Below are 18,051 nucleotides of genomic sequence, written 5' to 3' on the forward strand. Positions count from 1 at the left end.
GAAGGAACGGTAACTCAAGACGCCAGTAGATGCCACCATCAGGCCAAAGAAAGATTCAAGGTTTCGAGTCCGAATTTCGTCCCGATCAGTCGAAATTGTCCGCATCATTAACGATCCTTGTCTCTCTTCCAACCCTCGACCCGATTTTTCGGTTGTACACTGAAAAATGCTCGCTTAGGTTATCGATACGAGCCAGACGTTTTGTCGCTGGCGTCAAACTATCTTATTTAAAAGTGGGTTTTCATGACCAGTGCCGAAGATTTGTCCGTGGCTATCCCAGCACCGATCCTTACCCAGTTGGATAGCCGAGACGTGGCGCTCTGGATATCCGGAGACGAAGATGCGCTAGCGCCTCACGTCGCAGTCGCAATCTCCCGGCTGCCATGGAACATCGTAGTATCTGATCGGTCAGACCAGCTCTTTGTACATGGACTAGAAGTTTCAGAGCCCATAGACGACCCAATGGTTCGGCGACGTGGACTTATCCACATAGTCGATTCTGACCCGGCGGATGTACTGCTTCCTCCCCGCCACCTCGCAATATTACTACTCAAAGGGCGCGGAGCACAGCGCCAGACAGGAATTGCCGCGCTTACAAGGCGGCTGACGATGCTACAAGAACTGCGTAAGCGGTCAGTCCGACAGCTTGTCATTGTCGTTGCGGGAAAGTTCGAGGTCCCCGCCGAATTCGAAGAACTGTGGGACGATGGTTTCCGGACGATCGTCACTTTCGTAACCGCTGATCCTACAGCTGATGCAACTATCAGAGCTTGGTGTGCAGATCGAGATCCCTCGTCCATACAACTATTAAAATGCGCTCCGGCGAAGTTCGCCGAGGCACTAGAGCGAGATTATCTTCGTGGGCGCGATGGCTCGCTGGTGGTTCGTATCCGTGACGACAAGGGAAGCCTTCGGAACGTTAACGCAGCCGAGATCGACGATCCACAACGGCCAGTTCTTGCGTCCTATGATCTTATCGGTGTAGATGCGCTAATGCCCATCCTACCTGAGGATCTCTCAGCGGATGAAGTAGAAGGCTTCTTCTCTAACCCAGCGACGTCGTGGCGGCCTTATGCCGCGGGACTACCGTGGGAGCGGCAACCACAAGCATGGGAGAAACTTCGCGGTCGCCTTCGTACGCTCGACAGACAAGGCGTAGAAGCAAACCGCGTACTCTACGTCACTAGTGAGGCAGGGGCTGGCACAACAACGTTCTTGCGTGATCTCGCGTGGAAGGCGGCATCCGCTGGATACCCAACTTTTGTTGCCAAGCAAAGCACCTCTACAGTCACAGGGCTTGAGATGTCTGGCCTACTAACTAGGCTAATCAATATCGAGGATGAACAGCAGAAGACTGGGCGGCTCTATGAAGTCCCATGTGTCCTTGTCTTTGACCAAAACTACTGGGCAGGAAAACACGGAGAGTTGCTGACATTCGCGCGTGAGATCGCGCGGAGTGGTCGCCGGGTTTGCATACTGCTGGCAACCGGGCCAATTGTTGGCCTAGACATTTTGTCGGATGCACGATTTGTCGAGCTAGCCGCCCTTTCGCACCAAGTTGAATCAAAAGATGCTATATTGCTTGGCCAGCATCTAAATCGTTACTTGGCTCCTCATAACTCGTCGCGAAGCCCAGATGAGTGGAGAAGCTTCTTCGCCGCATCGACGGTTGACGCTTCGCGTGGAATTGCTGCCTTCTGGATCGTTCTCTCTTTTTGGCTGCAGCGGCAGATAGATATTGGGGAGACGGTACAGTCTCGGGTGTATCGAGCATTCCGCGATGAGTTATCTGATCCCGAGCTAAAGTTCGCGATATTGCGCATCGCAGCATTTAGCACTGTTCGAGAGCCTTTGCCGGACGAATTACTGCCATCCAGTGATGGCTGGCCGATTGCTGATCGGATCGAGGACGCTCGAAAAGAGGTTGGAGTTCTTGGCTTAATTCGCCTGCGCGGAGAGGTGGAGCGATACTGGGCAATGGCCCACAACCTTCTGGGTCGTTTTCTTATAAACGGGCTCTTCAACGACTACCCGACACGCGAAGGATTGGGATACGCGGAGGCCAGCAGCCCTGAGCACTTGCGTTTCCTGCTCCTGCGAGAAATCTCATCACAACCGGTACTTGGCCAAACGCGACTGCGAGAGGTCGCCGATATTTTTGCGACGTCGATATTCAAGATCGATCCCGACCACGGTCACGGGTCCTTCATACCCTTTTGGCGGGACGTCCTAGTAGCTCTCGATGAAATGCCTCGGTCATTAAAAACCACGAGCAGGACCTTCCTTCACCACTGCGCAATATCGCGTCGGCGTATTGCCGCAGACCGGGACGGTTTTCTGCTCTCGAATCTCGAGCGGATCGACCTACTGAGCCGGGCCGCGGACGACCTTCAAGCTGCTTTAAGGCTTGATGCTGGCACAGGAGGCGAAGCCGACATTAATCTATATAATTCTCTTGCGCACGCGCTCCACGATCTCGCCGAGGCGAAAGCAGCAGCTGGTTACGATGAAAGTCTCGTTCAGTCGACACGAATAGCTGCGCAAGATGCCACGCGGCTGGCCTATGCTGTTAATCCCGACAATTCGTTCGTTGTAGAAACTTACGGCCGTGCGCTGCTTGCTCAGGGAGCCGCCGAACCGTCATTAGCCGTCGATCGTGCCTTAGAGGTGCTCGCTCTTGTGTATGGTCTAATGGACAGACCGGGGTCGGAGCCGCGACGGAATGCTCTGGGAAGGCTCGCAGAACGTGCATTCACCCTCCTAATGAAAAGCGGTGGATCCGATAAATTAGATTTTGAAACCGAAATTGGAACGATCGCAGCAGCCCTCGCGAAACTAGGCGACGGCATTTCGCGATTGCAAGGCACATCTCTTGAAGAGTTGCCAGCAACGAACCGCACTTCCGCTGCGGAGATTCTTGCCAAACCAATTTTGGCAGGTAACGTCCAAGCCGTGAAGCTTCGTTACTTGCTCCTTTGCATCGATAGTCCTTACAATTTTAACCTGCAAGCTGAATTACTGCAGTCTCTGGTCGGAAGCGGCCCCGCATTTACGCCACAAATGCAACTAGAAATGGCTCTCCTCATGTTCCAGTTGGACCGAGCTCATGAGGGGGATATCCAGTTTCGTCAACTACGATCTTTGTGGCGGCGCGGGGATCATTTTGTTGAAGTACCGCCACGGCTGCATTGGCTGCTTTCTCTGTCGGGTTCCGAGCGTCGTCAGATTCGCGCTCGGGTTTCTTCCAACGCCGAGGGCAGAGCTTTCGCAAAAGTTGCTGAATTCCAGAACATTGAAGTGCCGTTCAGGCCCGCGGAGTTTGGCCAACTTAGGCTAGCGCCCGGGTCTGAACTCGCTGGATATATTTCCTTTGGTCACAATGGCCCACTAATTCGGCCGCTGACGGCGGTGTGGCGGTGAGCGGCGCCGTCGAGCAGTACGCCGCGTCATTGGGGTGGAGACTGGCGCGAAACAACGTTATTGTTGAAGGTACTTCCGATGTCGAATATTTGACTTGCGCGTCTGATTTGCATGAGAAAGAGCACGGGCGCCCTCTTATTGATGATGACTTTGCAATTGTTGCGGCCGGTCAAGGCGATGACGGTGGTGTTGACGGCGTAAACAGGCGCTTAAGCTTCTTTCGACAGCTCGCAGACGGCGATCGTGACGAGATAGGTCGTCTACGGCATCGGTTCTTCGGACTCTTTGACAAGGACCCGGCAGGAAAGGGCGCATTTACGATAGCATCCAGGTTCGACAGACGAATCGAGCCATATGTTGACGTGTTTTTACTCCACCCAATTATGCCCCCTTTCACTTTGGGGTATGATCGCTCGATGGAAATTAACCAGTTGAATTGGCCGTTCAAAAGCATTGACTGGGAGATTGAGGACCTTTGCTCGGATCGGATCTGGATGATATTCGAGGCACGGTATTCAGACGGTGTATTGTCGACAATCGAAGCCGGGGGTCGGAAGCACCGCGAACTCCGACCGAATAGAAAGCCGGAATTGAAGCGAGTGTTCACTGAGCACGCGAAGCTCGCTGACGCAGCCGATTTCATAGAGCTAATGCGTATGTTCCGCATTTATCTCGGGTTGCAGCACGACTTTGTATTGCGATGAAAAGAGTGGTGGATGACGTTCCGCCGCCCCCATCGGAATACGACCGTCGGGCATAGCGCGAAACACTTCTGCGTTTGAGGTCATTAAATTGGTTCGCTGTGCTAGGCACACCAACTAGTGATGGGACCCCATCTGTCTGCCTCACACAATAAACGGGCGAATTATCCGGGGGATTATTCTCGCCGCAAGGTAGTATACATTCCGATTTCTATTATGATGACCTCAGAGGGGCGCCGAAGCTTTACGGGGGATTTATGAAAGCGGGACCTGTTGAAATAGGAACATTGCTGCAGAACAGGAACCGATACTGCGTCCCCATCTACCAACGTCATTATGTTTGGAATCGCGAGAAGCAATGGGAGCCCTTTTGGCAAGATGTTCGCACTAAAGCCATCGAACGGCTGGCAGGGCGTGAGCGGCGCTTCTCGCACTTCATGGGCGCAGTCGTGTTGGAAAGCCGCGCAAAGCCTTCGGTTAAACAGGTACCGTCGTTTCAGGTCGTGGACGGACAGCAGCGCCTCACGACGTTTCAGCTTTTCCTGACCGCTGCACGTCACTACGCTCAGGCGATCGGTCATGCAACAACTGCAGGTAACATCAAACGATATATTCTCAACAGCGACCCCCAACTAATGGAGGACTCGGACGTTGAGATCTACAAAGTTTGGCCGACACAATCGAATCGCCAGCTGTTTGTCGATATCGTCTCATCTGAGGATCGCGCCGCCCTCAAAAAGAATTATGGTGACTACTGGTTTGCGAACTCGCAGCGCGACCAGGTGAAGGAATATGCGACTACACCGTCGATGCTGCGGGCATATGGTTTTTTCTACGACCGAATAAAACACTCGGTAGAGACCGATGATCTGCATGACGATTTGGTCGAGGCGCCGGAGCTGGAAGATGAGCAAGCTAGCGACGATGCGATTCCGAAAGAGCTAAAGCTCGATGCGATCTGGCAATCATTGCTCGAGGAATTCAAGGTTGTCGAGATCGTGCTTGACGAGGGCGACGATGCACAAGTGATCTTTGAGACTCTCAATGACCGCGGCGAGCCGCTGCTTGCAGCCGATTTGGTACGCAACAATATCTTCCAGCGCGCCGATGCCCGCGGGGAGGATGCGGAACTGTTGTTTAATAAGCACTGGAAGCCCTTCGAGCACCCTTTCTGGAGTCAAATGGAGAAACAGGGTCGCTACAAGAAGCAGCGTATTGAATTCTTCCTCGCGAATTTCATAGCTGGCAAAATCGCCGGCGACGTCACTATTTCCAAGCTTTTCTCTGAGTACAAGGGATTCCTAAAGCCGCCCAGGAATAGCACTGTCCCGCGCTATGGGAGCGTGCAGGCCGAGATTCAGGATCTTGAGACATACGGACGTATCTACAGAGAAATTATCGAACGTTCGTCTGGCTCTCGATTGGCTGTATTTTCAACGCGGCTACGTGCGTGGGATGTTACGACGATAAACCCACTATTATTACGCCTCTGGGCTAGCGATATGGGAGACGACGAGAAAGAGAAATCGCTCGAATTTCTGCTTTCTTTAATCGTGCGCCGCGCCGTTTGCGGTCTAACAGGCAAAAACTACAACAATCTCTTCCTGACCGTGATCGCTGATCAGGAGAAGAAGGGCTGGTCCTATGAGAACCTACGCGCCTACCTACTTAGCCTCACGGCTGAAAGCGGTCGCTTTCCTCTTGATGCCGAATTTGAAAACGCAATCCTTACAAAGCCGCTTTATAGCTCACTTGGTTCCCCAAGGGTTCGTATGATTCTTTCCGAGATCGAACTTGCTAAGCGTGGTAAAAAGCAGGAGGATATGGCCCTACCGGATACACTCACTGTCGAACATATTCTTCCACAGGGTTGGCGTGCTCATTGGCCGATGATTGGTGAATTGCAGCCTAACGATACGGATCACTTCCAGGCAATGTACGCGGCGCTTGAAGATGAGAGCCCTGTCGGGCGAATCGTCAAGCGCAACCGCATTAAACAGACGCTCGGCAATCTCACCCTCGTCACGCCATCCTTCAACAGCACAGTCAGTAATCTTCCATTCGAGACCAAACGAAAGGAGTTCGAGGACCAATCGATTCTCATGCTTACCAAGGACTTCGTGAAGAAACCGGCTTGGAACGAAGACGAGATAGCGAGTCGTGGAAAGCTACTTTTTGAGTACGCGAAACAGATATGGAGTTCGTAAGCAACTGCGAACAATAAGTCATTCGATCGCTGCGTTAAGAACCCGGTAAACCTGCATTCGCGAGCAGCTTGCGGCTTCTGCGATCACAGAAACCCCCACCCCTTCGCGGTGCAGCTTGCGTATTAGCATGTGGTCAATCCGCGGCTTACCGCCCTTATAGCGTCCCGCTGCCTTAGCCTGTTTGATACCCTCTCGTTGCCGCTCCTTGATAAAGCGACGTTCCATCTGCGCGACCATTCCAAGCACTGTCAGGATAAGATGCCCCATTTCGCCTCGCGTCGAGACGTGTGGGTCTAGTATCGTGACGAAAGCTCCGCGCTGCTCGCACTCATGCACGATGTTGAGAACGTCGCGGGTGTCGCGTCCAAGACGATCCAGCCGCGTGACAATCAGTTCATCACCTTCGCGGAGAAATTCGATGATCGTTGCGAGTTCTGTTCGCCCCTCGCGGCTGGCGCCGGATACCTTTTCCGCCCTGATGATCTGGCATCCCTCAGCGTGAAGGCGTTGCTGCTGAATTTCAAAGTCCTGGTCAGCCGTGCTGACCCGGGCGTAGCCGATTTTTGTCATGCGTCACCTCAAGCTTTAGGCCCAAGGCTACCCTGTCACAAATAGTCGACGTCAAGATCGATGTTACGCGCTGTTGCGTCACATGCGAACTATCGCAAATGGCTATACCCCGATGTTTCAGCAAGCGATATTGGGCGATCAACCCACGGCTAGGCGCATTACTCATGAGATCTGCCGCTGGGGCTAGCGCGGGACAGTGCTATTCCCAAGGTACCCATGCAGAAGTCGACCTTCAGGTTACCAAGATCATCTCAGACAGCCCGTCCAACTCTTCCTTCGCCGCACGCCAACTCGGCATGTGGCGGTCGAGAAGCGCGTAAAAGCGCGGACTGTGGTTATGTTCGGCGAGGTGGCAAAGCTCGTGGAGAAGAACATACTCAACGCAGTGGGCCGGCGCCTTGATCAGAGCTGGATTTAGGGTAACGGCACCTTTCGGTGAGCAGCTGCCCCAGTAGCGCTTCATTGTCAGCAACTTGATCGGAGGCGCGGCGTCTACCCATGGCAGGTCGATGGCCATGCGGGTGATCCGCGCGGTGAAGTAGTCAAGGGCACGTTGCCGGTACCAGCGTTGGAGGGCAAGCCGAACGTCGGTGACGTCCCCTTTGGGCGCGGTCACTTCCAGGCGGCCGGCGATGAGACGTAGGGAGCGCTTGGCACTGGGGTCGGCGATGATCTTCAGCTTGTAGCGGCGACCGAGGTAGAAATGCGTTTCTCCGCTGATGTAGTCGCGCGCCAGGGCGTGACGCCGGTGGTCTTCAAAGCGCTCGATGTGGTCCATGATCCAACGAGCGCGCTTCTGGACGCCGGCGCGGATCTTCGTCTCGGGCGTGCCAACTGGGGCCTCCACCGTCAAAGCCCCGCCCGGTTCAACGTGGATGCGCAACTTCGTAGTGAGGCGCACGGACTCATGGACGTCGTACTCGGCGGTGCGGGCGCCGTAGCGTAGCGTCAGGCGCATCATGCAGCGTCACGCGACAGGCCGACTCGTGTCACCTCGATCACTTGGTCGGTGATCGAACGAGCGAGGTCCAGTCCTGTGAGCGAGAACAACCGGGGAAGAACCGTTTTGCGGATCGCTGCCTCGACATTGGCAGGGTTGAGTGAGTTCTCTGCCACGGCCGTCTGCACCATGCCATCGATGTCAAGTGCTGCGGCAGCGAAGGCGTCCATGTCGAGACCCAGCGCGCGCCGGTCACCGACCGCCAAGCGGATGATACCAAAGTATGCGGTAGCATGGCGCTTGGAGTTGAGCGCGGCCGGCGTGCCGTCGACTTTCCGCTCGACGACCTGTTCCTCCATGTCCTTGAAAATTTTATACTGCTTGAGCGGATAATCAAACATTGCGGAGGCTTCGGCGATAGCGGCTTTCAGCAGCTCGGAGAAGTGTCTCTGGGCATAAGGATCTTCTACCAGATCCTGCTCGATCGTGCGAGTCAGGCGCGTGCGGATGATGTCGGTTTCGTTCCTGGCTTTCTCCTCGCTCCATTCATCCGGCGCTTGCTTAGACAGGTCGTTCACGACGAGCAGGGTACCATCGGACACAACGTCTTCGCCGATTACGTAGCGGTCAACAATCTTGCGGATCTGGTTCTCGTAAGCGTTGAAATCGACGGTCTCGTGGGCATCCTGCTTCGCCATATGGCGCAGATTCGAGAAGAACTTCAGGTCTCGCTTATAGGCTGCGATCTGAGCCTCGGAAAAGGCACCGTCATCGAAAAATGAACGGGTGGCCAGCGCCGTGCGCAATGTCATCCCGAAGGCAGTCAAAGCCTCGTAGAAGTCCTCGCGTACCTTCTGGTGGACATCGGTCGACACGCCCGACTCGTCATCCACATATCGCGGCACCAGCACTTGGCGGTACTGTTCGATGTCGCTGCGATTGCGGACGCTTGAAAAGACCGCCCACAGCGTCTCGTGCAGGGTCGGCAATCTCTTATACTCTGTACTCACATTAGAGTAAAGGCGGTCAATGTCGTCGATATCGAAGCCACCTTGCGTCTTGTCGGCTAGGTTTTGGTACTCGGAAAGCGCGGAGTCCAACTCCGCAAGGATGCCGCGGTAGTCGATCAATAGGCCAAACTTCTTCTGCTCGTGCAGTCGGTTCACCCTGGCGATGGCCTGAATCAGGTTGTGCTGTTTCAGTGGCTTATCGATGTAAAGCACTGCATTGCGCGGCTCATCAAACCCGGTCAGCAGCTTGTCGACCACAATCAGCAGATCAGGCCTACCCTCGGTAGAGAAATCCTCAATGACGGACCTCTCATAGTCGTCTGGAGTGCCTTTAACGGTGTCCCCCCACCATTGCAAAACCTCGGGCAGCTCGTGCTCGTCCACCTCCTCGTGCCCCTCGCGGGTATCGGGCGGGGACATGACGATTGAGCTGCTGACCAGGCCCGTGGCGTCCAGCGCATTTTTATAGCGGATCGCCGAGAGTTTGCTATCGGTTGCAATTTGGCCTTTTAGGCCAAGGTCCAAGTCCTTGAAGTTGGATTTGAAGTGGACGGCAATGTCCCAGGCGAGCAGATCAATCCGGTTGCCCGAGCCATAGATGGGCCCTTTCTTGCCGTACTTCGCCTTTAGATCGCTCTGCTGCTTTTTCGAGAGGCCCAGCGTAATCTTCTCGAACCAGTTGTCGATTGCCGCGTCATTGATGTCGAGCACCGGTCGCCGCTCTTCATAGAGCAGCGGCGTCACTGTTCCGTCGCTGACCGCGTCGCGCATGGTGTAGGCATGGATGATCCGCCCGAACTTGCTAACGGTCTTGTCATCCTTCAGCAGGGGGGTGCCGGTGAAGGCGACGTAGCTGGCCCTAGGCAGCGCCTGGCGCATCCGCTCATGGTTCTCACCGCCCTGGCTACGGTGGCCCTCGTCCACCAGGACGATCATGTCAGCGCTGTCGTTGTGGCACTCGGGCAGCTTCGAGGCACTGGCGAATTTGTTGATGATTGTGAAGATGATCCGCTCGGCGCCCTTGCCGATGCGGCGCGCCAGGTCTCGGCCGGATGAAACCTTGGCCTTTGCACCTTCCTTGTCGGAAAGGTCCGACCCGAAGGCGCCGCCGGCGAGAAAATTACCAGCTAGCTGCTTTTCCAGGTCGCGACGGTCGGTCACCACTACCACGCGGCAATTCCTCAGCGCCTCGTCCAGCAGCAGCGCCTTGCAGAGCAACACCATCGTGAAGCTCTTGCCGGAGCCGGTGGTGTGCCAGATCACCCCGCCCTCACGCCCGCCGTCTGGACGTAGCGTGCGCACGCGCTCCAGTAGCGCTTTGATGCCGAAAAACTGCTGGTGACGCGCCGCGATCTTCCCGGCTTTGCGGTCGAAAAGCATGAAGGTGCGAGTGAATTCTAGCAGCCTCTCGGGCGAGCACAGGCTGATCAGCAGCCTGTCTTGGCCGGTGACCTCCTGGTGCCCGCTCCACAGGCTGGTGAAGTGTCTTTTCACATCGGACAGGCGATCACGAAGCAGAGCCGCGCGTGAATCGGTCTCGAGTTCCCGGTTTTTGATCGCCTTAAAGTGTGCCTCGTCCAGCACCTCCTCGCGCCAGCGCGCCCAAAACTTCTTGGGCGTCCTTGTTGTACCGTAAAGACCGTCGGTCATGCCGATGGAAACCAACAGCTGGGCATAGGCGAACAGCTGCGGGATCTCGTCCTGGCCCTGGTTACGGATCATCTGGCTGATGCCTTCATCCACCATGGCCTTGTTGGGATTGCCACTGTCTGGCCGCTTAGCCTCGATCACGACCAAGGGGATGCCATTTACGTAGCCAACTAAATCTGGCCGGCGGCAATGCGTCCCGCTGGTCGCCAGTAGCTCCATCTCCTCGGTCACCGTGAAGCGGTTGGCTAGGGGCCGACTCCAGTCGATGATCGGTATGGTGACACTGTGACGCTTTCCGTCCACAAACTCTGTAACAGTCACGCCGAGGGTCAAGGCGTTGTAAATTCGCTCATTGGCGGTAAGAAGGCCCTCGTTCAGCGCCGGCGAGGACAGCTCACGTACGATCTGGTCGATGGCGTTGGTCGAAAGCGAATAGCTCTTAGCCTTGTATTCAAAGGTCCGCCGCCGGAGCTCCTCAACGAGCACCGGCAGCAGCAGAACGCCCTGGGCGCCGCCGCGCGCCGCCATACACTCGGCCGCCGGCATGTAGCTCCAACCCAGGCTTACGAGCGTCACCAGCGCTGGGATATGAGAGGAGTAGATCTCCGCGGTATCGGGGGTTTGCGTCACGGCGTGGCGGCCTTTTTGGTTCGCGGCATGCGCGTCTTGGCCTTAGCCAACTTGGGTGGAGATTTATCCGGTATGAAGCATAGTTCGGCTTCGATCCCCATGACTTGGAGATCCTTGAATGCGCGCCGCAAGCTGATGCGCGAGAAGAGCGGCAGGTTCTTTGACTTGTCGCCAGGCGCCTTAGTCGTGACAACGCCAAAAACCACCTTCATCTTGTCGTCGTCCAATGGCTTGCAAAACGCGGCGCCTGAACCGGCGGGCGCCTTGCTTGTGAGCAGCGTCTTCAACTTCGCCTTCGCTTTAGGTTCGTCACGGATCAGCCAGACTGCGTTGACCCCCTGGTTGAACAGGTGGCTTAACGATCCCGACAGGGTCTTCAGCTTGACGTGATGAAGAACCGCGGCGCCGTTGACCACTTCGAACAGGTCACACGGCTCGACGGCCTTCTGTCCAGCCGGAGCGATGCTCGTGGTGTCGAGGCACAAACGCGCGGCGGTGGCCGCCGCCTTGTTGTAGGCACCTTCGCTCGTGTGGTTGTAGTCGGGCAAAGTCGTGGCCGCGATCTTGGGATCGAGATAGGCCTTCAAGTCGGCGATGAACGACTGCTTCACCTCGTACCATTGGCCTTCGCGGAGGTGATAGGCAACGCCCTTGTAATCAGTATCGAATAGGAGACACCTCAGTATCTTATAGTCCGCATGGGTGAGTGACCCGTCTTCGGTGGTGACCAGAAGGCGGTGCTTTTTTAGGTCCTCCAGGGTCAGTGCCGCAGGATTCTGGTGATGGTCGTCGAGGTACTGGAAGTAGTCGTCTATATCAGCATCGTCTGACACTTTGCCGCTACCCGCCCCGGCGTAGCTCACTCCGAAATTGGAATTGAAGTCCTGGATTTCCGGGACGGTTAGTACGACACCGTCATCCTTGGCGTGGAGGGCGTCGAGCAGCTTGCTATTGAGCACCTTGCTGATCGCGGGATCGCGCACCGGCGACACGTTCAGCAGAGCTGGGAAGCTCTTGGTGTAAGTGCTTTTGCCGTATAGGTCTAACAGTGTGGCGCACACCGACGAGAGATCACCGGACGCCTTGTCCGTGCTGATCCTCACATTCGCAGCGCCCGTGATGTTGCGGCACAGGGCCTTCAGGGCTGGATCTTTCACCTTTCCGGTCAGGCTTTTCAGGATCGTGCTGTCCTGATCGAAATCGAACAGCGTCAGGTCGCCTGGCGCCGGAAGCTGGATTCGTTGGCGCTTGGCACCGCTGGGCTGCATGATGTCGGTACCGCGGATCAAGTCGGGATCAACGGCATTCAGGGTGACCCGCAAGCCGAAGTCGTGCTCGTACTTTTCGTCGTCAAGGTAGTGGCTCACGTGGCCGAAGGAAAGCGCGAACCAGCGCCCCTTAACGGGGAGGAAAACTAGCGCGCCCCTAGACGTCTGCTCCAGCTTGATGGCCAGGCTGAAATAGCCAGCCCACCAGATCGGCTTGGGGTCTGTGTCGAGCACATACAGCAGCGCTCCTTCAGGTAGACCCACGCCCTTGATGGTGTCGACCAAAGCGTGTCCTGCCTTCAGCCCGTCCGCTGGCCCCTCCACGTCCGACTTCAGGAGGAAGATCGAGAACGACCGACTCTTGTTGCCTGCCTTGCTCACGCTGCCTCGCTTTCCGCCCCTGGAACCCGGCGCTTACCGGTCAGCAATTGTTGCATCAGCGCGGCCCTCTCTTCCTTCAACGCATCGAGTTTCGCCATTTGGCTCCGGACAAGTGCGTCTGCCGTCAGCAGATGCTCGGAAATCGCGTCCTGCTCGTCCCGCCTTGGAAGCCCGAACCTCAGCTTAGCGAGGTTCGCTGCACTAATGTGGACGACGGCATTCCCTTGGCCCATCTGCGCTTTTTGGATCGTCAACTTGGGCGAGTTGAGTAAGAAGGCGAGAAAGACCGAACTCTCCCCTCGCGGGGTGAAGACAATGATATCGCCTCCGGCATACGCCCGTTCGGGACCGTCAAAGGTCACGCATTTTCCGATTTCCGCGGCAGTCTCCCCAGAGCAGGCGAACAGAATATCTCCCCGCTCGATCGGCTCGCTCAGCCTCGCCGAGGCGGCATCGATGAACGACCCGAATTCCCGAATGAGGTCATGGTGCAGAGTGTAGATCTCTCCGTATCGCACACACGGCAGACCTGACGGCCTGACTTCCGCGCGACTGATGCCTTTACCCTTCTTGAAGGTCCCGAGTTCGCTGAGCGTAACTTGGCGCCACGGCCGATCGAAACCCGGCAGGCGGCGCGCGCCGGTCAGCAGCGCCTGCACCAGCGCCGTCTTCTGCTCGCGAGCGTTGGCGATCAGAGACTCGACCGTCTCGATGGCCCGGTCCCAACTGGAGAGAATTTCGGCGATCCGGCGTTGATCATGCACGGGCGGAAGATCAAAATCCCATTTTAGCCATTCGCCGAGCTTAAAAAGCATTTTTTCGACGTGAACGCCGATGCTTGAATGGAAGCAAGTCTGCTGAAAGTAGATTGAATGAGCGAGGTAGTTCAGGAAACGGAGGTCCAGCGACGGACGAGCCCGAAGCACGGCATACTCATTCGAAACGATGGCTCCATCGCGTTCGTAAGGTACGATCCCGCAGGCGCCGTGAACAATCTGTCGCTTCGAAATTAGGAAGTCTCCGGCCCTAATTCGGAACTGGCTCTTGACCGCGATCTCCTTGCCTTGCAGCCGCTCGCGTAACACGACGCCGCCGCGCGAACGTCTCACGGTAACCAGATCGTAGAGTTCGTCGTCGGCCATGATCACCGGCCGCGCCTCTTCAAACAGATGCTCGTAGAGCGGCCCGCGCGACCAGCCCGGCGGCGTAACACCCAAGCGAGGCAGGCCAGGTTGCACCGACTTTGGGTAGGCCGAAGCCTTCGAAATTTCGGTCATCAGTAGCCGAGCTCCTTGAGGTAGCCGTCCATCTTTGACTCCAAAACCTCTAGTTCCGCTTTGAGACGCTGTCGCTCAGTATGGACGGCGACAAGGTCGATCTCCGCCTCCTCCTCGAAGGTGTCGACATATCGCGGAATATTGAGATTGAAGTCGTTGCCAGCAATCTCCTCCGACGTCGCCAAGTGGGCGTACTTCGGAACCGATCGCCGTGCATGATAAGTTTGGACGATCTTACTGACGTTGCTCGCCTCGCCCTCAACCGTCAGCTGGTTTTGGTTCTTGCCCGCCCTGAACTCGCGCGAGGCGTCGATGAATAACACGTTCCGGTCGCGCTTGGCCTTGCGCAGGACGAGGATCGCCGCTGGGATGCCGGTACCGTAGAACAGCTTCTCCGGCAGGCCGATCACCGTTTCGAGCAAGTTCTCCTCGATCAGCTTGCGTCGGATTATACCTTCGCTGCCGCCCCGAAACAGGACACCGTGGGGCACGACCACCGCCATGCGTCCGGTGCGCGGCTTCATGGTCTCCACCATGTGCAGGATAAAAGCGTAGTCGCCCTTGGTGCGCGGCGGGAGGCCCCGGCGGAAGCGGCCGAAGCGGTCGTGCTGGGCGGTATCATGGCCCCATTTGTCCAGACTAAAGGGCGGGTTGGCGACCGCCACATCGAAATGCTTCAAGGCATCCTCGCCGTCGAGGAGCTTCGGATTGCGGATCGTGTCGCCCCACTCGATACGATGGTTGTCTTCGCCGTGGAGAAACATGTTCATCTTGGCCAGCGCCCAGGTGCTGCCGATCGATTCTTGGCCGTACAGGGCGTACTTCTTGGTCCCGTACTTCGCCTGCACACGCTGTCCGCATTTCATTAACAGTGAGCCGGAGCCGCAGGCGGGATCGCAAGCCTCCTCGCCCTCGATCATGTCCATGATCTCGGCCATCAAGGCTGACACTTCCGGAGGCGTGTAGAATTCGCCCGCCTTGCGCCCGGCATCCGACGCGAAGTTCTTGATCAGGAACTCATATGCGTTGCCGATCACGTCGAGGTTGCCGATGCGCGAGGGACGCATGTTAAGCTCGGGCTTAGCGAAATCCTCCAAGAGATGTCTCAGGAGATCGTTCTTCTGCTTCTCCTCGCCCAGCTTGTTGGAGTTGAAGCTGATGTCCTGGAAAACGTCGCGCAGCTTACCGATGTTCGCGTCTTCGATGGCGTGCAAGGCCTTGTCGATGCGCTCGCCGTTGCCTGGCTCGTGGCGTCGGTTATGGAGGGCATAAAAGCTGGCGCCTTCCGGCAGGACGAACCGTTCGCTGCGCATCAGCTCCGCGATCAGATCGGGGGTGTCGCCATACTGCTTCTGGTAGCCGTCGTAATGGTCCTGCCAGACGTCACTGATGTACTTGAGAAACAGCAACGTCAGAACGTAATCCTTGTAGATGTCTGCCGAGACAGTGCCGCGGAAGGTGTCGCAGGCAGCCCAGACGGCGCGATTGATATCTTCTTGTTTGATGGCCTTGGGCATTTCTATTCCTCGTCATACGCGCGCAACCTGGCGGCCATCGCGTTCATTTGTTGCTGGCGGTTCTCGATGAGACCTGTGAGTAAGCGTTTCTCGTGCGCGGCGGCATCGGCGAAGGCGACGATCGCGGCTTGTCGGGCGCGCGAAGGAATCACAATCTCCAAACGCTCAATGACCTCGCGGCGGATATTCAGAATATGCGAGCCGGTCGCCTCACGGTGTAGGTATTCCTGCGTCGGAGCTTGGTTGATCTGCCAGGCCAGAAAGCGCGGATCCAGCTCAGCTCCGCGAGGCCGCAGGACAAAAAAATGGGGAGAGCATACCGTCTGGAACGGTGGAGGATCCAATGGCACAGCATAGGTACGAACACCCCTGGGAGAGAAGATTACATCCTGGGAGGTCAAGAATTCGGTCCGCCTCGCCGGCGGAAGTTCGATGCGGGAGACACTCCCCCAGTCGACACCGGCATCAGGGTCGACATTACGCACCTGGATGACTCCGACGTCACCCAAAGAGAACCCATCCACTCCTGACCGCAAGGGATGACCCGCTGAGATCTCAGCGACTTCCGACAAAAATGCTTTTCTTGCACGATTTGACATCATGCATTCTTTTGCGAGGAAATTTCTGAGCCGTCAAGTTTTTTATGCATGAAAGTTGTTATTGCGCTTTTAAATGTAATGCACTACTCCGCGAAGGGACTCGACGGAATGGGAATTTTCTCCGGAAGGCGCTGAAGTTCGAGTGCCGTTTAAAGCAGCGCGGACAGTTTGCAGTATCAACAGTGTTCCGAGAAACCACGCCGCGATAGTCAAGCGATCAGCGGTCAGAGGGCAAGCGCTGATGCCTAAAATAGGCAGCTTGGGCAGCATCCGTCATAACACGGGCGACTATTACTGCACTTCGGTACCGCGACCTGAGCTACTCCGGTCTGGCGACAAGCGCGTCATCAAAAAGATTTTCGTACCCTTCCTTTGACGAAACACTGATTTCTTCCGCGATCGATACGCTGGCGTTCGGCTATTGCGACCGTGTTCGCGTTCGTTCTTTGTCTAGCATATCAGCCCACCATTGCATCATACGAACACGCTCATCCCAATATGTTGCCCTATTATAGATTCTGCGCACTTTTGAGCCATCCAAATGCGCAAGCTGGACCTCGATAGCATCAGGCTTGAACTCGCCAGATCCGTTCAATATGCTGCTTGCGGAAGAACGAAAGCCGTGGGCGGTATGCTGGGCCTCAGTCACCCCCATACGCCGCAGAGCTGAATTCATCGAGTTCTCGGACAGAATTTTCTTGCCAGACATCATTGAAGGAAAGACATACGGCTTATCGCCAAACAGCTCCTTCATCTCGGTGAGAACTCCGACCGCTTGTGTCGCAAGCGGCACATGATGCTCTCTGCGCGTTTTGGTTTTCTGTGCGGGTATAGTCCAAACTAACCTATCAAAATCAAGTTCACTCCACTCCATCGAGCGAGTCTCACCGGGACGGGCAAAACACAAGGCTTGGATTTTCAAGGCAGCCACCAACGAGGGCCAGCCCTCGTAGCCATAAATGGCACGCATTAGGCCGCCCATCTCCGCCTTCGTTGTGAAGGCGGCATGGTTGACAGGCACATGGCGCTGGAGAGCCCCGCGTAACGCCGACGTCGGGTCATTCTCGGCCCTCGCTGTCGCGATGGCATATCGAAACACGCGACCGATGGCAGCGCGAGTAGCCAGCGCGCTCTCCACACGGCCGCTTTTTTCAATGCTGGTCAGCACAACAAGAATGTCACGCGCCGTTATCTGGGTGACCGGATAAGGTCCCAGCTTCTCGGCGAGGTCCTTTAACATCCATTTGTTCTTCGTGATGGTGGGCTCTGCGCGCTTATCACGCTTCAGCTTTTCTATGAACTCATCCGCAATGACGCCGAAGGTGTTTCCGGCAGCGGCCTTGGCGGCAAGCTGATCACGCTTCTTGGCCAACGACGGGTCTAGGCCCTCAGAGAGCTTCTTCTTCGCCTCGTCGCGCAATCGACGGGCGTCCGCCAGCCCCACCGTCGGATACGACCCAATCGTCAGCGTTTTTCGCTTTCCAAAAAAATCGTAATCGAGACGCCAGGACTTGCCACCGGCAATCGATATGTAGAGGTAAAGCCCTTTCTCATCAGACAGCTTGCGCGGCTTGTTGTCGGCTTTAGCGTTCTTAACCTGAATGTCTGTAAGTGCCATTTTACGGTATCGGCTTCCTACCACGATGACGAATACCGTGATTTTTACCGACAAAATTGCTGGATGTCACTGCATACCGTTGCACGACCTTACGCGCGCGCGAGGCAAAAACGCTGAAAAATCAGCGCTTTTTGGACGTCATTAATCTTGTTGGAAAGGTCGCTGGAGCGGGTGAAGGGAATCGAACCCTCGTATTCAGCTTGGGAAGCTGCTGCTCTACCATTGAGCTACACCCGCGCCGCGCATAAGACATCGGATAGTTC

General features: G+C 56.2%; 11 protein-coding genes and 1 tRNA gene. 3 read left to right on the forward strand and 9 right to left on the reverse strand.

Translation table 11 applies throughout. The features are described 5' to 3' along the window. Positions 1–243: 243 nt before the first annotated feature. The 3 genes from AC1ROR_RS10910 to AC1ROR_RS10920 all read left to right on the forward strand — a co-directional run bounded on the left by AC1ROR_RS10910 (position 244) and on the right by AC1ROR_RS10920 (position 6,328). Positions 244–3,420 carry a hypothetical protein gene (locus AC1ROR_RS10910; RefSeq protein ID WP_498589394.1) on the forward strand — a complete coding sequence of 1,059 codons (3,177 nt, stop codon included), beginning with the start codon at positions 244–246 and terminating at the stop codon, positions 3,418–3,420. Then, positions 3,417–4,124 carry a hypothetical protein gene (locus AC1ROR_RS10915; protein ID WP_498589395.1) on the forward strand — a complete coding sequence of 236 codons (708 nt, stop codon included), beginning with the start codon at positions 3,417–3,419 and terminating at the stop codon, positions 4,122–4,124. Before AC1ROR_RS10910 ends, AC1ROR_RS10915 begins: the two co-directional genes overlap by 4 nt. A 254-nt stretch (positions 4,125–4,378) precedes the next feature. Beyond that, positions 4,379–6,328: a DUF262 domain-containing protein gene (locus tag AC1ROR_RS10920; RefSeq protein ID WP_498589396.1), complete on the forward strand. Its 1,950-nt coding sequence runs from the start codon at positions 4,379–4,381 to the stop codon at positions 6,326–6,328. An 18-nt stretch (positions 6,329–6,346) separates the two neighbouring features. Here the strand turns inward: AC1ROR_RS10920 and AC1ROR_RS10925 are convergent, their stop codons facing one another. The 9 genes from AC1ROR_RS10925 to AC1ROR_RS10965 all read right to left on the reverse strand — a co-directional run bounded on the left by AC1ROR_RS10925 (position 6,347) and on the right by AC1ROR_RS10965 (position 18,025). Further along, on the reverse strand, positions 6,347–6,898 hold the full coding sequence (locus AC1ROR_RS10925) for a recombinase family protein (protein ID WP_498589397.1): 552 nt from the start codon (positions 6,896–6,898) through the stop codon (positions 6,347–6,349). A gap of 232 nt (positions 6,899–7,130) precedes the next feature. Next, the gene (locus tag AC1ROR_RS10930) at positions 7,131–7,859 is read right to left on the reverse strand and encodes a M48 family metallopeptidase (protein WP_498589398.1); all 729 of its coding nucleotides are present in this window, start codon (positions 7,857–7,859) and stop codon (positions 7,131–7,133) included. Continuing rightward, the gene (locus tag AC1ROR_RS10935) at positions 7,856–11,128 is read right to left on the reverse strand and encodes a type I restriction endonuclease subunit R (RefSeq protein ID WP_498589399.1); all 3,273 of its coding nucleotides are present in this window, start codon (positions 11,126–11,128) and stop codon (positions 7,856–7,858) included. The genes AC1ROR_RS10930 and AC1ROR_RS10935 overlap by 4 nt, the downstream gene beginning before the upstream one ends. Then, positions 11,125–12,777, reverse strand: coding sequence for a DUF6119 family protein (locus tag AC1ROR_RS10940; protein WP_498589400.1), 1,653 nt, complete (start codon positions 12,775–12,777; stop codon positions 11,125–11,127). The genes AC1ROR_RS10935 and AC1ROR_RS10940 overlap by 4 nt, the downstream gene beginning before the upstream one ends. Then, positions 12,774–14,054 carry a restriction endonuclease subunit S gene (locus AC1ROR_RS10945; RefSeq protein WP_498589401.1) on the reverse strand — a complete coding sequence of 427 codons (1,281 nt, stop codon included), beginning with the start codon at positions 14,052–14,054 and terminating at the stop codon, positions 12,774–12,776. Before AC1ROR_RS10945 ends, AC1ROR_RS10940 begins: the two co-directional genes overlap by 4 nt. Continuing rightward, positions 14,054–15,571: a type I restriction-modification system subunit M gene (locus tag AC1ROR_RS10950; protein WP_498589402.1), complete on the reverse strand. Its 1,518-nt coding sequence runs from the start codon at positions 15,569–15,571 to the stop codon at positions 14,054–14,056. The genes AC1ROR_RS10945 and AC1ROR_RS10950 overlap by 1 nt, the downstream gene beginning before the upstream one ends. A 2-nt stretch (positions 15,572–15,573) precedes the next feature. Continuing rightward, complete coding sequence (locus AC1ROR_RS10955) at positions 15,574–16,056, reverse strand: restriction endonuclease subunit S domain-containing protein (RefSeq protein WP_498589403.1); 483 nt, start codon at positions 16,054–16,056, stop codon at positions 15,574–15,576. Between the two features lie 532 nt (positions 16,057–16,588). After that, positions 16,589–17,788: a tyrosine-type recombinase/integrase gene (locus AC1ROR_RS10960; protein ID WP_498589404.1), complete on the reverse strand. Its 1,200-nt coding sequence runs from the start codon at positions 17,786–17,788 to the stop codon at positions 16,589–16,591. A gap of 163 nt (positions 17,789–17,951) precedes the next feature. Beyond that, a tRNA-Gly gene (locus AC1ROR_RS10965) sits at positions 17,952–18,025 on the reverse strand. Positions 18,026–18,051: the final 26 nt, after the last annotated feature.

The sequence above is a fragment of the Agrobacterium sp. GW821-FHT14E08 genome (genome assembly GCF_058803865.1).